This is a genomic window from Microbacterium sp. RU1D, assembly GCF_900156435.1.
In the GTDB taxonomy this organism is placed as follows: domain Bacteria; phylum Actinomycetota; class Actinomycetes; order Actinomycetales; family Microbacteriaceae; genus Microbacterium.
Genome location: NZ_FTPQ01000001.1, coordinates 1,139,581 through 1,159,677, shown reverse-complemented (window position 1 = coordinate 1,159,677; position 20,097 = coordinate 1,139,581). Strand labels below are relative to the sequence as shown.

Below are 20,097 nucleotides of genomic sequence, written 5' to 3'. Positions count from 1 at the left end.
CATCGGTGTCCATTCTGCCGGTGTCCGCCGACGATGGTCGCCGCCGGGTCGCCGGTGCGCGCGCCCGAAACCGAAGGGGCCGGATGCCACGGCATCCGGCCCCGCGCGATCATCGGGCTTATTCCACCGTGACGGACTTCGCCAGGTTGCGCGGCTGGTCGACGTCGAGCCCCTTGGCCTCGGCCAGTCCCATCGCGAAGATGTGCAGCGGCACGACGGCGAGCAGCGGCTCGAACAGGGGCGCCGCCAGCGGGATGCGCAGCACCTCGTCGGCAGCGGGGAGCACGGCCACGTCTCCCTCCTCGGCGATCGCGATGACGCGGGCGCCGCGGGCGCGGATCTCCTCGATGTTCGAGACGACCTTCTTGTGCATCTCACCCGAGCCGCGGGGGCTGGGCACGACCACGAACACGGGCTGCCCGGGCTCGATCAGGGCGATCGGGCCGTGCTTGAGCTCGCCGGCCGCGAAGCCCTCGGCGTGGATGTACGCCAGCTCCTTGAGCTTGAGCGCCCCCTCGAGCGCGATCGGGTACCCCACGTTGCGGCCGAGGAACAGCACCGAGCGGGTGTCGGCCATCCAGTGCGCCAGCTGTCCGATGCGCGCCTGCTCGGACTCCAGCACGCGCGCGATCTTTCCGGGCACCGCCTCGAGCTCGGTCACGGCCTCGACGGCGGCGACGGGGTCGATGGCGCCGCGCACGCGGCCCACGTGCAGGGCGAGGAGGTACAGCGCGGTGATCTGCGCGACGAACGCCTTCGTCGAGGCCACGGCGACCTCGGGTCCGGCGTGCGTGTAGACGATGGCATCCGACTCGCGGGGGATGGTGGCGCCCTGCGTGTTGCAGATCGACAGCGTCTTCGCGCCGCGTGCGCGGGCGTACTTCACGGCCATCAGGGTGTCCATGGTCTCGCCCGACTGGCTGATCGACACGACGAGCGTGCGAGGCGAGAGCACCGGATCGCGGTAGCGGAACTCGTGCGCGAGCTCGACGTCGACGGGCACGCGCGTCCAGGTCTCGAGGGCGTATTTGCCGACCATCCCGGCGTAGGCGGCGGTGCCGCACGCGATCACGAGGATGCGGTCGATGTCGGCGAGGAAGTCGTCCATCCCGTCGAGCTCGGGGATCTCGACCCGACCCTCGTGGATGCGACCGCGCAGCGTGTTGGCGACGGCCTCAGGCTCCTCCGAGACCTCCTTGGCCATGAACGACGACCAGCCGCCCTTCTCGGCCGCCGATGCGTCCCACGTGACCTCGAACGCCTCGACCTCGACCGGGGCGCCGGAGAAGTCGGTGACCTCGACGCCCTCGGGCGTGATCGCCACGATCTCGTCCTGGCCGATGGCGAGGGCGTTGCGGGTGTGCTCGACGAAGGCGGCGACGTCCGAGCCGAGGAAGTTCTCGCCCTCGCCCAGGCCGATCACCAGCGGCGAATTGCGGCGGGCGCCGACGACGAGCCCGGGGTGGTCCTCGTGCATCGCGAGGAGGGTGTAGGCGCCCTCCAGGCGCGACACGACGGCGCGGAAGGCGGCGACGAGGTCGTTCGACCGCGCGTACTCGCGACCGATCATGATCGCGGCGACCTCGGTGTCGGTCTCGCTGCGGAAGGCGAAGCCCTCGCCGACGAGCTCGCTCTTGAGCTCGGCGAAGTTCTCGATGATGCCGTTGTGGATGACGGCGAGCTTGTCGTCGTCGGCCAGGTGCGGGTGCGCGTTGGCGTCGGTGGGGCCGCCGTGCGTGGCCCAGCGCGTGTGCCCGATGCCCGTCGTGCCGTTGGGCATCGGCGAGGACTCGAGGTCGTCGCGCAGCACGGCGAGCTTGCCGGCGCGCTTGCGCATCCCGAGCGCTCCGTCGCCGTCGATCACGGCGATGCCGGCGGAGTCGTATCCCCGGTATTCCAGACGCGCCAGACCCGCCAGAAGGATGTCCTGGCTCTGCCGAGGACCCACGTAACCGATGATTCCGCACATGGTCACCGAGTCTACGTGGCGGGCCTGGGTGAACCCCTCCGTACGGCCCGCCGCGCGGCGAGCCGAGCGTCCGGGGATGCGGATGCCGCCCGCCCGGCGCCCTCCGACCGTCAGAGCTTGCGCAGCAGCACCGACTCGACCGTGTGGTCGGCGCCCTTCTGCAGCACGAGCTTCGCGCGGTGCCGGGTGGGCAGCACGTTCTCCTCGAGGTTGGGCAGGTTGATCTCGCGCCAGTAGCCGAGGGCGCGTTCCACCGCCTCCTCGTCGCTGATGTCGGCGAAGACGCGGAAGAAGGACGTGGGGTTCGAGAAGGCGTTGTCGCGCAGGGCGAGGAAGCGGTCGACGTACCAGCGCTCGATGTGGGCGGCGTCGGCATCCACGTAGATCGAGAAGTCGAACAGGTCGCTCACCGCGACCTCGTTCGGCGACGGCGGCGGCTGCAGCACGTTCAGCCCCTCGACGATCACGACGTCGGGCCGGTGCACGCTCACGTGCGCGTCGGGCATGATGTCGTACCGCACGTGGGAGTAGAACGGCGCGCGGGCCTCCTCCGCCCCCGACTTGACCTCGCTGAGGAACTCCACGAGCGCCCGCCGGTCGTACGACTCGGGGAACCCCTTGCGGTCCATGAGGCCCCGACGCTCCAGTTCGGCGTTCGGATACAGGAAGCCGTCGGTGGTGACCAGCTCGACGCGAGGAGTGTCGGGCCAACGACTCATGAGCTCGCGTAGCAGGCGGGCGATGGTGGACTTGCCCACCGCCACCGATCCCGCGACGCCGATGACGAAGGGGGTCGTGGCATCCGGTTCGCCCAGGAATTCGCTCGTGTCGGCTCCCAGCCGGCGCGTGGCGCGGGCGTAGAGGCTCAGCAGGCGGCTGAGCGGGAGGTACACCTCGGCGACCTCGCGCGGATCGAGGCGGTCGCCGATGCCGCGCAACTGGACGATCTCGTTCTCCGTCAGCGGCTGTTCGATCCCCCCGGCCATGCGGGCCCAGTCGTCGCGGTCGATCTGACGGTAGGGGCTCAGCGACGGTGCGGGAGCTGCTGTCTCGGCGGCGGACACCCGCTCATGCTACCCGGGGGCCCTCTGCACCCGGCGATGCGCGCCCCGCGCCGTTCGCTACGCTCGGACCGTGCGCCTGGGAGTCCTCGACATCGGCTCGAACACCGTCCACCTTCTCGTGGCGAATGCCCGCGCGGGAGGACGACCCACGGCGACGAGCTCGCACCGCTCCGTGCTGCGTCTCATGCGCTACCTGCAGCCCGACGGCTCGATCTCGCCGGAGGGGGTGACGGGCCTGGTGGATGCCGTGACCGCCGCCCGCGATCGCGCCCGCGCCGAGGGGGTCGACGAGCTCCTCGCCACCGCGACGTCGGCGGTCCGCGAGGCGACGAACGGCGAGGAGGTCATCGCGCTCATCGAGGAGGCGCTCGGACAGCCCCTCCAGGTGCTCGGTGGCGAGACGGAGGCCCGCTTCACCTATCTGGCCGTCCGACGCTGGTTCGGGTGGTCCGCGGGCCAGATCCTGCTGTTCGACATCGGCGGCGGCTCGCTCGAGATCGCCGGCGGCGCCGACGAGCTTCCCGACCTCGCCGAATCGGTGCCGCTGGGCGCCGGCCGCTCCACGGTGCGGTTCCTCCCGCACGATCCCCCGAGCGACGACGAGATCGAGGCGCTGCGCCGACACGCGGCATCCGTCCTCGCCCCCGTGGCCGAGCGCTTCGCCGCCCTCCCCCGCCCCGACCACGTCATCGGCTCGTCCAAGGCCATCCGTTCGCTCGCGAAGCTCGCCGGCTACCCGGTGCCGGGATGGTCGGGCATCGACCGGATGGTCCTGCCGCGCAAGGAGCTGAAGGACTGGATCCCCCGGCTCGCCCGCATTCCGGCCGACGCGCGCGAGGCCCTGCCGGGCATCACCGCCGACCGCACGTTCCAGATCGTCGCCGCGGCGATCGTCATCGAGCGGGCGATGAAGGCGATGGATGTCGAGGAGCTCGAGGTCTCGCCCTGGGCGCTGCGCGAGGGTGTGCTCCTGCGCTACATCGAGTCGCTCGAGTACTGACCCGAGCCGCGTCGCGACCCCCCGACGTCCCGGCACCACCCGAGACCCCGCACCGACAGAGCCCCGCCCGCCCACCGGCCGAGTCCCGCACACCGGCCGAGCCCCAGCCGACCGAGGTCCCTGAGCCTGGCGAAGGGGCCGGACACCGCCTCCGGCACACGCGCCTGCGACGACGAAGGCCCGGGCACCCCGCGAAGGGATGTCCGGGCCTGTCGAATCGAAGCGGTCTAGAGCGCCAAGCGCTCGCGCACGACCTCGGCGAGACGGTCGGCGTGGGCACGGGCGGCGTCCTCCGACGCGGCCTCGACCATCACCCGCACCAGCGGCTCAGTGCCCGAGGCCCGCAGCAGCACGCGACCGGAGTCGCCGAGCTCCGCGGTGGATGCCGCGACCTCGCGCTGCACGACCTCATCGGCCACGCCGTCGCGGTCGACGCCGCGCACGTTCACCAGCACCTGCGGGTACACCGTCATGAGCGAGGCGAGTTCCGCGAGCGTCTTGCCCTGGCGCGCCATCTCGGCCACCAGGTGCAGGCCCGTGAGCAATCCGTCGCCGGTGGTGGCGAACTCGCTCATGATGACGTGGCCCGACTGCTCGCCGCCGAGGGAGTAGCCGCCCTCGTTCATGGCCTCGAGCACGTAGCGGTCGCCGACCCCGGTCTGCAGCACCCGGATGCCGTGCTCCTGCATCGCCCGGTGCAGGCCGAGATTGCTCATGACCGTCGCGACCAGGGTGTCGTCGACGAGCGCGCCGCGCTCCTTCATCGCCACCGCGAGGATGGCCATGATCTGGTCGCCGTCGACGACGTTGCCCTGGGCGTCGACCGCGAGACAGCGGTCGGCGTCCCCGTCGTGGGCGATGCCGACGTCGGCGCCGAGGCGCACCACGGCTTCCGCGAGCACGTCGAGGTGGGTCGACCCCACGCCGTCGTTGATGTTGAGCCCGTCGGGATCGGCCCCGATGACCGTGACCTGGGCGCCCGCGTCCTTGAACGTCTCGGGAGAGACTCCGGCGGCCGCGCCGTGGGCGCAGTCGAGCACCACGTGGATGCCGTCGAGCCGGTGCGGGAGCGAGCCCAGCAGGTGCAGCACGTAGCGGTCCTCGGCGTCGGCGAAGCGTCGGATGCGTCCGACGCCCGCGCCGGTGGGCTGCAGGCGCTCCCCCTCGAGGGCGCGCTCGATGCGCTGCTCGACGATGTCGGGCAGCTTCGTCCCGCCGCGGGCGAAGATCTTGATGCCGTTGTCGGGCGCGGGGTTGTGCGACGCCGACACCATGACGCCGAAGTCCGCGTCGCGGTCGGCGATCAGGAAGGCCGTGGCGGGAGTGGGGATGACCCCGGCGTCGAGGACGTCGACACCGGAGGAGGCGAGTCCCGCGGCGACCGCGGCCGCCAGGAACTCCCCCGACACACGAGGGTCGCGCGCCACGACGGCCGTCAGCCGACGACCTTCCGCCTTGCGCGCCTCCGCAGAACGGCCCTGGCCCAGGACGACAGCAGTCGCCTGGGCCAGGTGCAGCGCGAGTTCGGCGGTGAGGAGGCCGTTGGCCAGCCCCCGCACCCCGTCCGTGCCGAAAAGAGGCATACGGAGAGTCGAACTCAGCGCTTGGAGTACTGAGGCGCCTTGCGGGCCTTCTTGAGACCGGCCTTCTTGCGCTCCTTGACGCGGGCGTCGCGCGAGAGGAAGCCGGCCTTCTTCAGGGTCGGGCGGTTGTTCTCGGCGTCGATCTCGTTGAGCGCGCGGGCGATGCCCAGGCGCAGCGCACCGGCCTGGCCCGAGGGGCCGCCGCCGGAGATGCGCGCGATCACGTCGTACGAGCCCGCGAGCTCGAGCACCGTGAACGGGTCGTTGATCAGCTGCTGGTGCAGCTTGTTCGGGAAGTAGTCCTCGATCGTGCGGCCGTTGACCGTGATCGTGCCCGAACCGGGAACCAGGCGCACGCGTGCGATGGCCTGCTTGCGGCGGCCCACGGCTGCGCCGGGAACCGAGAGCACGGGGCGCTCGGCAGCGACGACGGACTGCTCGGCCGGCGTCTCGGTGCTGTAGTTGCTGGAGTCGATGTTCGACACTGTTTCGTCCTTATCCGGCGGCGCTTACTGGGCGACCTGGTCGAAGGTGTATGCCGTGGGCTGCTGAGCACCGTGGGGGTGCTCGGCGCCGCGGTAGACCTTGAGCTTCTTGAGCTGCGCCGCGCCGAGGCTGTTCTTGGGCAGCATGCCGCGGATGGCCTTCTCGACCGCGCGGACGGGGTTCTTCTCGAGGAGTTCGTCGTAGGTGACGGACTTGAGGCCGCCCGGGAAGCCCGAGTGGCGGTAGGCCTTCTTGTTCTGGAGCTTCTGACCCGTGAGCGCCACCTTCTCGGCGTTGATCACGATGACGAAGTCGCCGGAGTCGATGTGGTTGGCGAAGGTGGGCTTGTGCTTGCCGCGGAGGAGGACCGCCGCGTGCGAGGCCAGACGGCCGAGAACGACGTCGGTGGCGTCGATAACGACCCACTCGCGCGTGACCTCAGCGGCCTTGGGTGTGAAAGTGCGCGTCACAGTAGTGCTGCTTTCTTGATCGAACGGAGGAGTTCGTGAATCCCGCTCCGGTGGTCCGTTGCCCCGCCGACGACGGGGGAACAGGGCCGGTGGAGGGCTCACGTTCGGGCGACCCGCTCGCAGGGAGGCGGGCACCAAAGAGCAAGACTACGTCATCCGGATGCCATCGCCAAACGCCGACGCCGTCACGAGAGCAGGGTGCCCGCGGCCAGCAGCAGATACCCCGTGGCATTGAAGACGACGTGCATCGCGATCGCGGGCCAGATGCGTCCGGTCGCCATCACGAACGTCCCGGCCACGGCGCCGACGGCGGCGAGCGCGAGCGGATCGGCCCCGCTCGTATCGGAGACGAGCTGGTGTGCGGCCACGAAGAGCGCCGTCGAGAACGCGACGGCGGCGACCCCGGCCCCGACGCGCTCGCTCACCTCGCGCAGGACGACATAGGTGCAGACCAGGACGACACCGCGGAAGAAGAACTCCTCGACCAGCGGGGCGACGATCGTGTCGGACAGAGCGTCGACCGCGAACGACTCCGGCAGGAATCCGTCCGCGGAGAACGTCGAGGGCCACGCGACAGGGTCGCCACCGAGCCCTTCGAGCCACCCCTGCAGGCCGCGCAGGGCGACGCCGAAGACGATTCCGTAGAGCGCATCCACCGGACGCGCCCGCAGCAGGCCGCGCGGGCGGGATCGGGAGAGGGCGACGGCGACCGGCACCCCGAGAGCCACCCAGACCGCGGCTCGCACTGCCCCTCCGGCCGCCTCGGAAGGAAGCAGAACGGATGCCGCCCGCCCTGCCAGGACGCCCGCACCGAGACCGCACACGGCCCATGCCAGAAGCTCGAGGTTCCACCGGCGGGTCGTCGCCTCGCCCTGTCGCCAGGGCCGCGGCGTCCGACGCCGTCTCCGAGGCACCACCTCGAGCAAGGCGTCGGAGGCGTCGGGCATGGCGGTCACGCTAGGTGAGACCCACGACGGGCGAGCGGAGCCCCCCGCGGAGATGCGGACGCGCGGCGGTTCTATTCACCCGTTTCATCACCACGCGACGATGCCCCGCCGCTGTGAGGCGACGGGGCATCGGGACCGGCGGACGCGTCCCCCGCGGGTGCGGGCGAGAGTGGGGCGCGCGACGCGGGTCAGCGTGCGAGGAAGTCGATGAGGACGCGGTTGAACTCGTCGGCGTGGCTCACGTTGACGCCGTGCGGGGCGCCCGTGACCACGTGCAGCTCGCTTCCGGCGATCGCCTCGTGCGTGCGCTTGCCCGACCCCTCGAAGGGGACAGTCGTGTCGCTGTCGCCGTGGATGACGAGGGTCGGCACGGTGACGTGCGGCAGATCGTCGCGGAAGTCGGTGGTGGCGAACGCCTCCATGGACTTCAGAGCCGCGTGGTGATCGGCCTGGTTCGCGAGGCGCTCGGCCTCGGCCTGCTCCTCCGGCGAGACGGCGAGTTCGCCGTTCACCGAGAAGAAGTCCGTCGTGAAGTGGTGGTAGAACGCCTTCTCGTCGTCCTTCAGGCCCTGCTTCATCCCGTCGGCGGTGGCGTCGTCGAGAGGCCCCTCGGGGTTGTCGTCGGTCTGGGCCAGGTACGGCGGCACTGCGGCGGCGAAGACGACACTGCGGATGCGGTCGGCCCCGTGACGTGTGAGGTAGCGGGCCACCTCCCCGCCGCCCATCGAGAAGCCCACCAGCGTGGCATCCCGCACATCGAGCGCCTCGAGCACGGCCTGCAGGTCGTCGGCGAACGTGTCGTAGTCGTATCCGGTGCGGGGCTTGTCGCTGCGGCCGAAACCGCGGCGGTCGTAGGTCACGACCCGGTGGCCGGCGGCTTCGAGGGCCGGGACCTGGTGCGCCCACGACTCGCCCGACAGGGGCCAGCCGTGGATCAGCACGACGGGACGACCGGGGCCGCCGGTGTCGTCGACGTGGAGGTCGATGTCGGTCAGGAATCCATGGTGTGCGGTGATCTCGCTCATGCCGGTCATCGTCCGTGCGCAACCTGACCGCCGGCCCGCCATTGACGACCGCTTCCCCCCTTGGTAGAACCGCGCCCTCGACGGGGAAGGCACAGCCGTCCCCTCCACGCAACCACTGCTGCGGTGCGCGCGGGCATCGTTAGCCTCGCGCCATGGCCTCGACCCGTTCCTTCGCCGTCGCCCTGTTCGCCGCCGCGACCCTCGCCCTCACCTCCTGCGCCCCCTCCGTTTCCGGCGATGGAGACCTCACCGCCACGGATCAGGACGCCGTCCGTGCCATCACCACGGCCGAGGCCGACGCCGGCGGCCGCGCGTTCGAGCTCGACACCGACGACGGCCAGTGGCAGGTGCACGTCGCCGTCGGCGACCGGGAGGTCGAGGTCCGCGTCAGCGCGGACGGCTCCCGGGCGGAGTCGTCCGACGACTCCGACGACATCGACGCCGACGACGCCGCCGCCCTCGCGGCCACCACCACGACCCTGGCGGATGCCATCCGCATCGCGGCCACGCACGCCTCCGGTGGAGCGCGGATCGACGAGGCGACCCTCGAGCAGGACGGCGGCTCCCCCGTGTGGACGGTCGACCTCGCCGGCGGGAGCACGGTCCGCGTCTCGGGCATCGACGGCAGCGTGCGCTGACGCATCAGAACCCGGGCGGGCGCGCAAGCCCAGGAGGTGGCATCCCTGGCGCTCGCCGTCGCTCATTACACTCGGCGCATGCGCCACGCTCTCGACGCCGACGGCCATAGTCCGAACGCCCGGGCGACCCCGGGTATCGGACACGAGCAGCCCGGGGCGGTGCGGCGATGAACGACCTCGCCCTCAGCATCGTCCTCGTCGTCGTCTTCGTCCTCATCGGCGGGGTCTTCGCCGCGACCGAGATGGCCCTGGTCACCCTCCGCGAGAGTCAGGTGAATGCCCTCGCGGCGCGCGGCAAGCGCGGTCAGAAGGTCGCCGACCTCGCGCGCAACCCCAACACGTTCCTCTCCGCCGTGCAGATCGGCGTCACCGTCGCGGGCTTCGCGTCCGCCGCGTACGGCGCCTCCTCGATCGCCCCCTCCGTCACTCCGCTCTTCACCACGTGGGGGCTCGACGAGCCAGTCGCCGCCACGGTCGCCACGATTGCGTTGACCCTGGTCATCGCCTACCTCTCCCTGGTGCTGGGCGAACTCGTGCCGAAGCGGCTCGCGATCCAGCGGAATGCGGCGTTCGCGTACGGCGTCGCGCCCATCCTCAACGGCTTCGCCACCCTCATGCGGCCGGTTATCTGGTTGCTGTCGATCTCCACGAACGTGCTGGTGCGCCTGCTCGGCGGCGACCCGGACAAGACCGGGGAGGAGTTGACCGAGGAGGAGCTCCGCGACATCGTCTCCAGTCACGAGGGACTCCCCGCCGACGAACGCCGCATCCTGGACGACGTGCTGTCACTGCGCGATCGGCACGTCAGCGAGGTCATGCGACCCCGCCCCGAGGTCGTCACACTGGATGCCGGCGGCTCGATCGCCGAAGCGGTGGAGCGTGTGCGCGATCTGCCGTATTCGCGGTATCCCGTCGCCGAGCACACGATCGACGATGTCGTCGGATTCGTGCACGTGCGAGATCTGTACGAGGACACGACTCGCCCATTGACCGCCGTCATGCGCGAGATCCGGTACATCCCGTCGACGGCGCGGGTGCTGCCCACCCTCACCGCGATGCGCGCGGAGGGCAGCCACATCGCGGTCGTCGTCGACGAGTACGGCGGGACCGACGGCATCGTCACGCTCGAGGACCTCGTCGAAGAGGTGGTGGGCGAGATCTTCGACGAGTACGACGTCGCCGCGGAGCAGCCGTTGGCCGAGGGCGAGCACGGCACCGTAGAGGGCCGACTGAACCTGCAGGACTTCGAAGAGGCCACCGGAGTGTCCCTCCCCCGCGGCGCCTCCGACACCGTCGCGGGATTCGTGGTCGAGCGACTCGGTCGTCTCGCCCGGGTGGGCGACACCGTGGAGGTCGACGGCGCGACACTGCAGGTGAGCGCCGTGGACCGCCGACGCGTCGCGGAGCTGCTGGTCACTCGGCATCCGCTCGAAGACGACGGCAGCGACGCCGCGGCGCGCGACTGACCCGGCACCTCGACCCGCATTCCGCCGGCACACGCCGGAGCCCCGTCGGGGCGTCGCCCGTCGACGGGGTGGAGGCTCAGGCGAGGTCGCCTCCGAGCAGGGCGGTGGAGTCCCCCAGCTCGAAGTGATGCCCGTTGATGGCGAGCAGGTCCCGGTCGCCGTCGGGGAGGAATCCCGACGGCGCCGTGAAGCTCGCGTCGCTGCGGCGGATCATGCGCCCATCGTCGCCCGGTGAGCCGGTCGACGGCAGGGGTTGACACGGCCGCTCCCTCTTTCGCCACGAACTCAGTTGTACACAATTCGATTGTGTGCAAGAGTTCTTACATGCCCGCCGTCGACGCCCTCGTGTGCTTCGCGCTCTACGCCGCCAACCGCACGACCACGCAGGCCTACCGCGTGCTCCTCGAGCCGTGGGGTCTCACGTACCCGCAGTACATCACCCTGGTCACCCTCTGGAACGACGGCGAGCAGACCGTGAAGAGCCTCGGCGAAGCGTTGCAGCTCGACTCGGGAACCCTCTCGCCGATGCTCGCTCGCATGGAAGCGGCGGGATACCTCGAGCGGACCCGTCGCGCCGACGACGAGCGGGTCGTGTCCGTCTCCCTGACCGCACGAGGAACGGCCCTGCGCGAAGAGCTGGCCCACGTGCCCCGCTGCATCGCGGCCGGGGCGGGCCTCGTCGATGCGGACAGCGCGCGCGAGCTGATCGACGCTCTGCACCAGCTCACCGAGGCGATGAGAGACCTGCGCGACCACCCCGACACGGTGCTCTCGCTGGTGGGCGCCCCCGGCCGCACCCACTGACGCCTCGCCCCCATCCGTCCCCAGAAAGGAACACCCATGGACGTTCTCTACACCGCAGAAGCCGTCTCCACCGGCCACGGCCGCACCGGCCACGTGACCGCCGGCGACTACATCGACCTCGAGGTCGCGCCGCCGAAGGAGATGGGCGGATCCGGTGCGGGCACCAACCCCGAGCAGCTCTTCGCCGCGGGCTACGCAGCCTGCTTCCACAGCGCCCTGCACGCCGTCGCGCGCGGCCGCAAGGTCGCGCTCGAGGACTCCTCCGTCGGCGGCCGCGTCCAGATCGGCCCCAACGGTCAGGGCGGGTACCAGCTCGCGGTGCTCCTCGAGGTGGTCCTCCCGGGCATCGAGCACGAGCTGGCCCAGGAGCTCGCCGATCAGGCGCACCAGGTGTGCCCGTACTCGAACGCCACGCGCGGCAACATCGAGGTCGCGGTCACCGTCTCCGAGGACTGATCCTCCGACTCCCGGGGCGGGGCGCTGAGCCCCACGTATCGCGTCCCGTCCTGGGGCCGCCTCCGGCAGCACACGCCGCCGCCCGTCTCACACGGGCGGCGGCGTCGTGTTCCCGGCGGCACGGCCGCCGATTCGCATCAGGAGAGCTGCAGTTCCCCCTCGGTCTTGGGGTACGACCGGCGCAGCCACTGACCGAATCCGGGCTGAGCCAGACAGGCCGACGCGTCGTCGCAGGTGACGACGGGATCCTGCGCCGCGTAGACCTGGTAGACGCCGACCTTGGCATCCAGGGGGGCACCGACGACGTTCACCGGCTGCCGCTTCGACGGATAGCCGATGTAGTACGTCACGGCCTCCGCCGGCACCCCCGCCGACGGCGCGACGGCGCGCACCAGTGAACCGACGCACGAGTGGTCGGGGTGATCGCCGTGCGCGAAGACGCTCTCGTGCGGGATGTTCGTCGTGATGTGGTCGGGCCGCCCCGCGTGGATGAGCTCGGCGACCGTGTCCGACAGCCGGGCGGCGTCGAGCGTCGGACCGCCGTCGATGGGGGCGAGCACCGGGACGGTGCCGTTGATCAGCTGCGTGAGCCCCGCGTCGCCGGTGCTCGGGAACCCCTTCGCGCTCAGGTTGCCGTCCGGCAGCCGGAGAACCGTGATCGACAGGCGCGGGTCGTCGCTGGGCACGAATCGCGTGACGCGAGCCCCGCTCAGCAGCGTGATCTCACTCGTCTGCCACGACGCGGCGCTCCCCCGCATGGCGTCGTAGGCGGCGCGGATGCCCGCCTCGCGCTGCTGCGCGTACGCGAGACCGCGCCCGGCGTCGCCCGCCGTGACGAAGATCGTCCGCAGAGTCGCTCCGGACGCGATGACCTCGCTGAGATGCGGGTTCGCGAAGATGATGTCGTCGTCCGCGTGTGCCCAGACCGCCACGGTGGTGTCGACGCCCGGCTCCTCGAAGGCCGGCGACCCGTCGCGGGGCGCGTCGCGGGGCAGCGGGACGATGGGGCTCAGCTTCACCCAGGTGCCGTCCGGCCCCTCTGAACGACGCATGTCGCGGTACAGCAGGGCGCCCCCGCCGATCGCGGCGAGACCCCCCGCGGCGAGGCCGCCGAAGATCAGCGCGCGGCGCGAAAGAGACGATCGCCGGGCCGCACCCGAGCTGCTGTGCGCGTCGCTGCGGGCGGCACCGTCGCCGCTCGAAGGCTCGTCGATGTCACTCACGGCGACTCCGTCCTGTGTTGCGCCCCCCGGCGACGGATGTTCGGGTTCCCCCTCGCCCTCAGGCGTCTACCGACGGTACCGCGATGCACGCCGCTCACCGCACGCGAAACCCCGCCGCGGCGCGACGGCGCGGGCAGAGCGGACCGGTCACCGCATCAATCATCCCGTGGGTGAGCGCGCTGCGCCGGGCGGTTCAACCCACGCATGGGCGATGCTCAGCCCGCGCCTAAGAACACTCACGACACTCGCCCTATGCAGACGTCCTCACCGCCGCGGTCGCTGTCGCCCGTCGCCCTTCGCGTCCGTGCCGTCCTGAACGATTGGGACCCCATCGGCGTCCACCGCATCGGCCGCGGATGGCCCGACGACGAGTACGACGACCTCATCCTGCCGATCCTCACAGCCCTCGAAGTCCCGCCGAGCGTCGACGAGCTCGCCGCCGAGCTGCGTCAGGTCGTCGAGGTCGATTACGGACTCCCGTCGCCGGACGGATGCCACGACGCGGCGCGATCCCTCCTCGCCCTGTCGCGCTGATCGGTAACCCCCTCCGGTCGGGGACGCAAGCCCTGCCGACCGGTCAGGACCGGGTCCTATCGTGCCGAGCATGGTCGATCTCTCCCGCCCCCAGACGCCCGATCCGTACCCCCTCCTCCCCGCCACCGCGTCCTTCGACGCCGTCAGTGACGACGTGGTCGACGGTCAGCCGCTGAAGGACGACCAGGTCGCCGAGAAGGGGAACACCTCGCCCCACTTGCGGTGGTCGGGCGCCCCGGAGGGGACGAAGTCCTTCGTCGTGACGTGCTTCGATCCCGACGCGCCGACGCCGAGCGGCTTCTGGCACTGGGTGCTGGTCGACGTCCCGGCCGACGTCCACGAGCTGACCACCGGCGCCGCGGCAGGCGACCTGCCCGGGAAGGCGTTCCACGTGCGCAACGACGGTGGCGAGCCGGGCTTCACGGGTGCCGCGCCGCCGCAGGGCGATCAGCCCCACCGCTACTTCTTCGTCGTCCACGCCGTCGGCGAGGAATCCCTCGGCGTCGACGCCGATGCGACCCCCGCGGTCGTGTCCTTCAACCTGGCTTTCAAGACGCTCGGTCGCGCGATCCTCCACGGCACGTACCAGCACTGAGGATTCGCGATGACGAAGCAGAGGGACGGGTTCGACAAGGACGAGACGATCGCCGGCGTCGAGGAGCGGGTGCAGGCCCGCTTCCCCGCCGCTCCGCACGAGATCGTGCACGACGAGGCCGTGGCGGCCGTCGACAAGTACGCGGACGCTCCCGTGAAGGATTTCGTCGACATCATCGCGGAACGCGACGCGCGGGCCGCCGTCGAGGACGCCATCTCCCCCGAGGCGTGATCACCCCAGTTGCAGCTCGGCCTCGGTCTTGGGGTAGGAGCGCTGCAGCCACTCGCCGAACTTCCGGGTCTTGAGGCAGTTGGCCCGGTCCGCGCACCGGATCACCTTGTCCTGCTGCGTGTAGATCCGGTAGGTGTCCACCTTGCGGTCCAGCACGGCACCGTCCAGATTGCGCGGCAGGTTCTCGGAGGGATAGCCGAGGAAATACCGGATGCCGGGAGCCACCGCCGCATCCGGCCAGAGCGCTTCGCGCACCAGGGCGCCGACGACCGAGTGGTCGGGGTGGTCCCCGGGCGCGAACGCGCTGCCGCGCGGAATGTGGGTGAGCGTGGAGCTGGGCGTGACGGCGCCGGCGAGCTCGCGCAGCGAGGCTACGAGCTGTTCGCGCGTGACCGCCGGCCCGCCGTCGACGGGTGCCAGGGACGTGATGGAGCCGTCGAACAGCTTGCTCAGGGTCGCGAATCCGGTCGCCGCGAACCCCCCGTCCGTGATGTTCCCGTCGGGGAGCCGGACGTAGACGACCGAGATGCGCGCGTCGCCGTCCGGGCTGAGGCGGCGGAGGTGCAGGCCGCTCGCGAGCGTGATGTCGTCGGCGTGCCAGAGTCCCTCCTGCCCCCGCATGGCGTTATAGGCGCGCAGGATGCCGAGCTCCCGCGCCTGCACGTACCCCATGCCCTTGCCCGCATCGCCCGCCGTGACGAACACGGTTCGCACGCACTGACCCGCGGCGATCGCGTCCGAGATCGTGGGGTTGGCGAAGATGATGTCGTCGTCGGGGTGCGCCCAGAAGCTGAGGATCGTCGACGCCCCGTCGCAGGCCTGCGCGGCCGGAGACGTGGGTGCGCTCGGAGTCGGAGTCGGAGTCGGCGTCGGCGTCGCAGGAGGCGTAAGCATCGCAGGAGGCGTCGGCGTCGGTGTTCCGGTCGGAGTCGGCGACGCTGCGGAAGGCGCGGCGTCGGAATTAATCGCGAGAGGATCGGTCGCGGGCCGGAGGAGCGCGAAGGCGAAGATCGCCGCGACGGCGATGAAGAGCACCGCCGCGATGGCGATTGCCGCGATGAGGCCGGCCGAGCCCTCGCGTTGCGCACCGGTGAGCGGCGGCGGGACGCGGGTCATCATGTTCCTCCGGGCGGCGGGCGTCGCATCCGTCCCGCGGCGCGGGGATGATCGCGGGCGACCGCGTTCGGCCGATCCGCTGCCCGAGCTTAGGGGAAGCTCCCGCGCGAGGCCACCGCGGGCCGTCTCCCTCCCCGATCCCGACCACCACAGGGTGAAAGATGACTGGCCGACCATCGCCCGACAGGTGAGTGATCGATTGCGGACCGGGTCGTTTCGAGTTCGTGACAAGTGTCGCCGGGTGACGCGTCGGGTGATTATCGCCTGTTATCGTTCACAGGTAGGGACCCGTGCTCGCCGTGGGGGAGGAGCTGCATATCGTGACATCCGACCTGCAGGAAAGCGCCCTGTCCGTCGACGCGGATCCGCTCGATGCGCGACCGCGTCAAGAAGGCGACGCGCAGACGCCGATGTACCACCGCCATCCCTGGCGGCGACGCTACCGTCTGAACCTCGCGCTGACCGACCTGTTCTCCCTCATCTGGGTCGTGTACGGCACGCAGCTGCTCTGGTTCGGCCTCGGGAACGTCCAGGTCGCGACCGGCCGCGACACGCGCATCAGCGATCTGTCCTATTGGGTCTTCTCGGCGATCCTCATCGTCACCTGGATGTGGGCGCTGTCGTTCGTCGATTCCCGCAGCGACCGGGTCATCGGCACCGGCTCCCAGGAGTACGTCCGCATCGCCGACTCGAGCTTTCGCCTGTTCGGGACCGTCGCGATCATCGCCTTCCTGACGCAGATCGACGTCGCTCGCGGATACCTGCTCATCAGTCTGCCCCTCGGCATCCTGGTCCTCATCTTCACGCGGTGGATGTGGCGGCAGTGGCTGGTGGCGCAGCGCTCGCGGGGTCACTACTCGGCGAACGTGCTGCTGGTCGGTTCGCTGCCCTCGGTCACGCAGCTGGCCCGCGAGTTCGCCCGCTCGCCGAGCGCCGGCTACCGCGTCGTGGGCGCGTGCGTGCCCAACGGCAAGATCGCCGACGTCATCCCCGGGACCACCATCCCCGTCATGGGCCATGTCGGAGACGTCACGCGCGCCCTGCAGGTGACCGGCGCCGACACGGTGGCCATCACGAGCGCCGACGACCTGCCCGCCGACAAGGTGAAGCAAATCTCCTGGAGTCTCGAAGCCGGCCGTCAGCACCTGGTGCTGGCACCGAGCATCATCGACATCGCGGGGCCCCGCCTCCACACCCGCCCGGTGGCCGGGCTGCCCCTGATCCACGTGGAGACGCCCAAGTTCTCGCGCGGCCAGAGCTTTCTGAAGCGTAGCGTCGACCTCATCGCCGCATCGGTCGGGGTCGTCCTGCTGAGCCCCCTCCTGATCTTCCTCATCGTCACCGTGCGTCTGTCCAGCGACGGGCCCGTCTTCTTCCGTCAGACCCGTGTCGGGTTCCGCGGTCGCGAGTTCACGATGATCAAGTTCCGTTCGATGGTCGTCAACGCCGAGGACCTCCTCGAGCAGCTCGCCGCGCAGGAGCGCGACTCGGGCAACGAGGTGCTCTTCAAGATGAAGAACGACCCCCGCGTCACCCCCATCGGGCGGGTCATGCGCAAATTCAGCCTCGACGAACTCCCTCAGCTGTTCAACGTGATCGGCGGGTCGATGTCGCTCGTCGGCCCGCGCCCGCCCTTGCCCTCGGAGGTGGCGGTCTACGCCGATCACGTGCACCGCCGCTTCCTCGCCAAGCCCGGCATCACCGGTCTCTGGCAGGTCAGCGGGCGCTCCTCGCTGTCGTGGGAGGAATCGGTCCGTCTCGACCTCTCCTATGTGGAGAACTGGACGCTCCTCGGCGACTTCGTCATCCTCGGCAAGACCGCCCGCGCCGCCCTGGCGCCGGGCGAGACCGCCGCGTGAAAATCCTGCGCTCCCTCGCGGGTCCGCGAACCGGCGACCCCGGTTCGCGTCGACGTGAATCTGAAAGGCTCTGATCGTGCGTTTGTCTGTAGTGGGTTGCGGGTACCTGGGAGCCGTGCATGCGGCGGCGATGGCGTCGATCGGGCACGACGTCGTCGGCATCGACGTCGACGAGCGCAAGATCGCCGCGCTCTCCAAGGGCGAGGCACCGTTCTTCGAGCCCGGACTGCAGGAGATCCTCTCCGAGGGCATCGCCTCGGGTCGCCTGTCGTTCACCACCGACATGTCGGCCGCGCAGGGCGCCAAGGTCCACTTCATCGGCGTCGGAACCCCGCAGCAGGCCGGTGGTCACGCTGCCGACCTGACCTACGTCGACGCGGCCGTCGACGGCCTCCTCCCCTATCTGAGCGACGGCGACATCGTCGCCGGCAAGTCGACGGTTCCGGTCGGAACGGCGGCTCGGCTCGCCCCGCGGGTGGCCGACCGCGGCGCGGTGCTGGTGTGGAACCCGGAGTTCCTGCGCGAGGGATGGGCCGTCCAGGACACCGTCGACCCCGACCGTCTCGTCGCGGGCGTCCCCTCCGAAGACGGCAAGCCCACCGCCGAGGGCGAGCGCACCGCCGAGGTTCTGCGCGAGGTGTACCACCCGTCGGTTGCGAAGGGCACGCCCTTCATCGTCACCGACTACGCCACCGCCGAACTCGTCAAGGTCTCCGCGAACGCGTTCCTCGCGACGAAGATCAGCTTCATCAACGCCATCGCCGAGATCGCCGAGGTCACCGGAGCCGACGTCACCACCCTCGCCGACGCGATCGGACACGACGCACGCATCGGCCGCCGCTTCCTCGGCGCCGGCATCGGCTTCGGGGGCGGGTGCCTCCCGAAGGACATCCGCGCCTTCTCCGCTCGCGCCGAGGAGCTGGGCCGGGGCGAGTCGGTCGCCTTCCTGCGCGAGATCGACGCGATCAACCTGCGCCGCCGCGACCGCGCCGTGGAGCTCACGACCGACGCCCTCGGCGGCAGCGTCTTCGAGAAGAAGGTCGCCGTCCTGGGCGCCGCCTTCAAGCCCCACAGCGACGACATCCGCGACTCCCCCGCCCTGGACGTCGCCGTGCGTCTGCACGGTCTCGGTGCGCACGTCACGCTCACCGACCCCGCCGCGATCGAGAACGCGCGCCGCATCCACCCCCAGCTCTCGTACGAGGCCGACCTCGACGAGACGCTCCGCGACGCCGACGCCGTCATCGTCGTGACGGAGTGGGACGAGTACCGCCGCGAACTGTCGCCCGAGCACGCGGCCTCGCTGGCCCGGGGACGCGTCGTCGTCGACGGACGCAACTGCCTCGACCCCGTCGCGTGGCGCGCCGCCGGCTGGTCGTACTTCGGCATGGGCCGCCCCTGACCGCACCCGCCCGCTCACGAACGCCCCGGCCCCACGGCCGGGGCGTTCGTCGCATGAAGGGGTGAGCGGCGTCAACGGTCGCGACGAACCGCGTTCGAACGACGTACACCGGGGTGACCTCCCCCGAGTGAAAGGCCCGCTATGTCTTCCCCCGCCACCGAACCGGACTCCCCCACCGACCTCCACACCCGCTCGTGGAAGTACGTGCTGCGCAAGAGCATCCGGGAGTTCGGCGCCGACCAGTGCACCGACATCGCGGCGAGCCTCGTCTACTACGGGGTGCTCGCCCTCTTCCCCGGTCTGATCGCGGTGTTCTCCCTCCTCGGCGTCGTCGGCCAGAGCGACGCCGCGGCCGACACGGTCCTCGACATCCTCGGCCGGGTGGCCCCCGGAGGAACCACCGATCTTCTCGCCGAGCCCATCCGCGGCCTCGCATCCTCGCCGGCGGCCGGCTTCGCGCTGGTCTCCGGGCTCGTGCTGGCCATCTGGTCGGCATCGGGGTACGTCCGCGCATTCAGCCGCGGGATGAACCGCATCTACGAGATCGACGAAGGCCGCCCTTTCCTGAAGCTCCTCCCCGCGCAGCTGCTGCTGACGATCGTCACGGTTGTCCTGGTGGCGTTCTCGGTGCTGCTGCTGGTGGTGTCGGGGCCCGTCGCCGACGCCATCGGCTCGGCCCTCGGTCTCGGCGATGCCGTGGTGACGACGTGGAACATCGTGAAGTGGCCCGTTCTCTTGGCCGTGGTGGTCCTCATCCTCGCCGTGCTCTACTACGGCGCCCCGAACGTCAAGCAGCCGAAGTTCCGCTGGATCAGCGTGGGAGCGATCGTCGCGATCGTGGTCCTCGGAGTCGCGACGCTGGGCTTCGGTCTCTACGTCACCAATTTCTCGTCGTACGACCGCACCTACGGCTCCCTCGCCGGAGTGATCGTGTTCCTGCTCTGGCTCTGGATCGCCAACATCGCCATCCTCTTCGGTGCCGAGGTGGACGCCGAACTCGAACGCGGGCGGGAGCTGCAGGCCGGCATCCCCGCGGAGCGTCGCGTGCAGCTGCCCCCGCGGGGCACGGCCAAGATCGAGAAGGCCCGGGAGAAGAAGGAGAAGGACATCGCCGAAGGCCGCCGCATCCGGCAGACCCACGGAGAAGGGCAGGAGTGACGCCGCACGAGCGCGAGCCGGGGATTCTGCCGCCGTCGGCGTGACGAATCACCCTCCCCACGCGTCTGCAT

Annotated in this window: 21 protein-coding genes; 11 read left to right on the top strand and 10 right to left on the bottom strand. The window is 70.6% G+C overall.

Going from position 1 to position 20,097, the window contains the following annotated elements:
- Nucleotides 1-118: 118 nt before the first annotated feature.
- Together glmS and coaA are read right to left on the bottom strand one after the other, a co-directional pair.
- Nucleotides 119-1,969: a glutamine--fructose-6-phosphate transaminase (isomerizing) gene (glmS, locus tag B0B15_RS05275; RefSeq protein WP_076675196.1), complete on the bottom strand. Its 1,851-nt coding sequence runs from the start codon at nucleotides 1,967-1,969 to the stop codon at nucleotides 119-121.
- 110 nt (nucleotides 1,970-2,079) lie between these two features.
- Entirely contained in the window at nucleotides 2,080-3,033 is a 954-nt protein-coding gene (gene coaA, locus B0B15_RS05270) for a type I pantothenate kinase (RefSeq protein WP_076673847.1), read from the bottom strand.
- A gap of 70 nt (nucleotides 3,034-3,103) precedes the next feature.
- Here coaA and B0B15_RS05265 point away from each other — a divergent pair, with 70 nt between their 5' ends.
- Nucleotides 3,104-4,033: a Ppx/GppA phosphatase family protein gene (locus B0B15_RS05265; protein ID WP_076673845.1), complete on the top strand. Its 930-nt coding sequence runs from the start codon at nucleotides 3,104-3,106 to the stop codon at nucleotides 4,031-4,033.
- A gap of 227 nt (nucleotides 4,034-4,260) precedes the next feature.
- Here B0B15_RS05265 and glmM read toward each other — a convergent pair whose 3' ends face one another.
- From glmM to B0B15_RS05240, 5 genes are all read right to left on the bottom strand, one after another.
- Nucleotides 4,261-5,616, bottom strand: a complete 1,356-nt coding sequence (gene glmM, locus B0B15_RS05260; protein ID WP_076673843.1) for a phosphoglucosamine mutase — start codon at nucleotides 5,614-5,616, stop codon at nucleotides 4,261-4,263.
- 14 nt (nucleotides 5,617-5,630) lie between these two features.
- A complete protein-coding gene (rpsI, locus tag B0B15_RS05255; protein ID WP_058597862.1) occupies nucleotides 5,631-6,101 on the bottom strand; it encodes a 30S ribosomal protein S9 in 471 nt (156 codons plus the stop codon).
- A 24-nt stretch (nucleotides 6,102-6,125) separates the two neighbouring features.
- Nucleotides 6,126-6,572, bottom strand: a complete 447-nt coding sequence (gene rplM / locus B0B15_RS05250; protein ID WP_076673841.1) for a 50S ribosomal protein L13 — start codon at nucleotides 6,570-6,572, stop codon at nucleotides 6,126-6,128.
- A 185-nt stretch (nucleotides 6,573-6,757) separates the two neighbouring features.
- Nucleotides 6,758-7,519, bottom strand: a complete 762-nt coding sequence (locus B0B15_RS05245) for a CPBP family intramembrane glutamic endopeptidase (protein ID WP_083708872.1) — start codon at nucleotides 7,517-7,519, stop codon at nucleotides 6,758-6,760.
- 188 nt (nucleotides 7,520-7,707) lie between these two features.
- The gene (locus B0B15_RS05240; RefSeq protein ID WP_076673839.1) at nucleotides 7,708-8,544 is read right to left on the bottom strand and encodes an alpha/beta fold hydrolase; all 837 of its coding nucleotides are present in this window, start codon (nucleotides 8,542-8,544) and stop codon (nucleotides 7,708-7,710) included.
- A 152-nt stretch (nucleotides 8,545-8,696) separates the two neighbouring features.
- Here B0B15_RS05240 and B0B15_RS05235 point away from each other — a divergent pair, with 152 nt between their 5' ends.
- Together B0B15_RS05235 and B0B15_RS05230 are read left to right on the top strand one after the other, a co-directional pair.
- On the top strand, nucleotides 8,697-9,182 hold the full coding sequence (locus tag B0B15_RS05235; protein WP_076673837.1) for a hypothetical protein: 486 nt from the start codon (nucleotides 8,697-8,699) through the stop codon (nucleotides 9,180-9,182).
- Nucleotides 9,183-9,349: 167 nt separating this feature from the next.
- Nucleotides 9,350-10,648: a hemolysin family protein gene (locus B0B15_RS05230; protein WP_076673835.1), complete on the top strand. Its 1,299-nt coding sequence runs from the start codon at nucleotides 9,350-9,352 to the stop codon at nucleotides 10,646-10,648.
- 76 nt (nucleotides 10,649-10,724) lie between these two features.
- Here the strand turns inward: B0B15_RS05230 and B0B15_RS16460 are convergent, their stop codons facing one another.
- Entirely contained in the window at nucleotides 10,725-10,862 is a 138-nt protein-coding gene (locus tag B0B15_RS16460; RefSeq protein ID WP_176776576.1) for a hypothetical protein, read from the bottom strand.
- Between the two features lie 110 nt (nucleotides 10,863-10,972).
- Here B0B15_RS16460 and B0B15_RS05225 point away from each other — a divergent pair, with 110 nt between their 5' ends.
- Both B0B15_RS05225 and B0B15_RS05220 read left to right on the top strand, forming a co-directional pair.
- The gene (locus B0B15_RS05225) at nucleotides 10,973-11,452 is read left to right on the top strand and encodes a MarR family winged helix-turn-helix transcriptional regulator (protein ID WP_076673833.1); all 480 of its coding nucleotides are present in this window, start codon (nucleotides 10,973-10,975) and stop codon (nucleotides 11,450-11,452) included.
- Between the two features lie 36 nt (nucleotides 11,453-11,488).
- Complete coding sequence (locus B0B15_RS05220; protein ID WP_076673831.1) at nucleotides 11,489-11,908, top strand: organic hydroperoxide resistance protein; 420 nt, start codon at nucleotides 11,489-11,491, stop codon at nucleotides 11,906-11,908.
- A 137-nt stretch (nucleotides 11,909-12,045) separates the two neighbouring features.
- On the opposite strand, the gene B0B15_RS05215 is transcribed toward B0B15_RS05220, so the two are convergent.
- A complete protein-coding gene (locus B0B15_RS05215; RefSeq protein ID WP_076673829.1) occupies nucleotides 12,046-13,131 on the bottom strand; it encodes a PIG-L family deacetylase in 1,086 nt (361 codons plus the stop codon).
- A gap of 252 nt (nucleotides 13,132-13,383) precedes the next feature.
- Here B0B15_RS05215 and B0B15_RS05210 point away from each other — a divergent pair, with 252 nt between their 5' ends.
- From B0B15_RS05210 to B0B15_RS05200, 3 genes are all read left to right on the top strand, one after another.
- On the top strand, nucleotides 13,384-13,665 hold the full coding sequence (locus B0B15_RS05210) for a hypothetical protein (RefSeq protein WP_076673828.1): 282 nt from the start codon (nucleotides 13,384-13,386) through the stop codon (nucleotides 13,663-13,665).
- A 70-nt stretch (nucleotides 13,666-13,735) separates the two neighbouring features.
- Complete coding sequence (locus B0B15_RS05205; protein ID WP_076673826.1) at nucleotides 13,736-14,260, top strand: YbhB/YbcL family Raf kinase inhibitor-like protein; 525 nt, start codon at nucleotides 13,736-13,738, stop codon at nucleotides 14,258-14,260.
- Between the two features lie 9 nt (nucleotides 14,261-14,269).
- Nucleotides 14,270-14,491, top strand: a complete 222-nt coding sequence (locus B0B15_RS05200) for a three-helix bundle dimerization domain-containing protein (RefSeq protein WP_076673823.1) — start codon at nucleotides 14,270-14,272, stop codon at nucleotides 14,489-14,491.
- Here B0B15_RS05200 and B0B15_RS05195 read toward each other — a convergent pair whose 3' ends face one another.
- A complete protein-coding gene (locus tag B0B15_RS05195; RefSeq protein WP_076673820.1) occupies nucleotides 14,492-15,607 on the bottom strand; it encodes a PIG-L family deacetylase in 1,116 nt (371 codons plus the stop codon).
- 410 nt (nucleotides 15,608-16,017) lie between these two features.
- Here B0B15_RS05195 and B0B15_RS05190 point away from each other — a divergent pair, with 410 nt between their 5' ends.
- The 3 genes from B0B15_RS05190 to B0B15_RS05180 all read left to right on the top strand — a co-directional run bounded on the left by B0B15_RS05190 (nucleotide 16,018) and on the right by B0B15_RS05180 (nucleotide 20,026).
- Nucleotides 16,018-17,466, top strand: coding sequence for a sugar transferase (locus B0B15_RS05190; RefSeq protein WP_083708944.1), 1,449 nt, complete (start codon nucleotides 16,018-16,020; stop codon nucleotides 17,464-17,466).
- Nucleotides 17,467-17,542: 76 nt separating this feature from the next.
- Complete coding sequence (locus tag B0B15_RS05185; protein ID WP_076673818.1) at nucleotides 17,543-18,868, top strand: UDP-glucose dehydrogenase family protein; 1,326 nt, start codon at nucleotides 17,543-17,545, stop codon at nucleotides 18,866-18,868.
- Nucleotides 18,869-19,009: 141 nt separating this feature from the next.
- A complete protein-coding gene (locus tag B0B15_RS05180; protein WP_076673816.1) occupies nucleotides 19,010-20,026 on the top strand; it encodes a YihY/virulence factor BrkB family protein in 1,017 nt (338 codons plus the stop codon).
- Nucleotides 20,027-20,097 lie beyond the last annotated feature (71 nt).

Bases quoted from the DNA above. Each gene is read 5' to 3' on its own strand.
- glmS (WP_076675196.1), bottom strand. From the start codon at position 1,969: ATGTGCGGAATCATCGGTTACGTGGGTCCTCGGCAGAGCCAGGACATC.
- glmM (WP_076673843.1), bottom strand. From the start codon at position 5,616: ATGCCTCTTTTCGGCACGGACGGGGTGCGGGGGCTGGCCAACGGCCTC.
- B0B15_RS05245 (WP_083708872.1), bottom strand. From the start codon at position 7,519: ATGCCCGACGCCTCCGACGCCTTGCTCGAGGTGGTGCCTCGGAGACGG.
- B0B15_RS05240 (WP_076673839.1), bottom strand. From the start codon at position 8,544: ATGAGCGAGATCACCGCACACCATGGATTCCTGACCGACATCGACCTC.
- B0B15_RS05235 (WP_076673837.1), top strand. From the start codon at position 8,697: ATGGCCTCGACCCGTTCCTTCGCCGTCGCCCTGTTCGCCGCCGCGACC.
- B0B15_RS05230 (WP_076673835.1), top strand. From the start codon at position 9,350: ATGAACGACCTCGCCCTCAGCATCGTCCTCGTCGTCGTCTTCGTCCTC.
- B0B15_RS16460 (WP_176776576.1), bottom strand. From the start codon at position 10,862: ATGATCCGCCGCAGCGACGCGAGCTTCACGGCGCCGTCGGGATTCCTC.
- B0B15_RS05225 (WP_076673833.1), top strand. From the start codon at position 10,973: ATGCCCGCCGTCGACGCCCTCGTGTGCTTCGCGCTCTACGCCGCCAAC.
- B0B15_RS05220 (WP_076673831.1), top strand. From the start codon at position 11,489: ATGGACGTTCTCTACACCGCAGAAGCCGTCTCCACCGGCCACGGCCGC.
- B0B15_RS05210 (WP_076673828.1), top strand. From the start codon at position 13,384: ATGCAGACGTCCTCACCGCCGCGGTCGCTGTCGCCCGTCGCCCTTCGC.
- B0B15_RS05205 (WP_076673826.1), top strand. From the start codon at position 13,736: ATGGTCGATCTCTCCCGCCCCCAGACGCCCGATCCGTACCCCCTCCTC.
- B0B15_RS05200 (WP_076673823.1), top strand. From the start codon at position 14,270: ATGACGAAGCAGAGGGACGGGTTCGACAAGGACGAGACGATCGCCGGC.
- B0B15_RS05195 (WP_076673820.1), bottom strand. From the start codon at position 15,607: ATGACCCGCGTCCCGCCGCCGCTCACCGGTGCGCAACGCGAGGGCTCG.
- B0B15_RS05190 (WP_083708944.1), top strand. From the start codon at position 16,018: ATGTACCACCGCCATCCCTGGCGGCGACGCTACCGTCTGAACCTCGCG.
- B0B15_RS05180 (WP_076673816.1), top strand. From the start codon at position 19,010: ATGTCTTCCCCCGCCACCGAACCGGACTCCCCCACCGACCTCCACACC.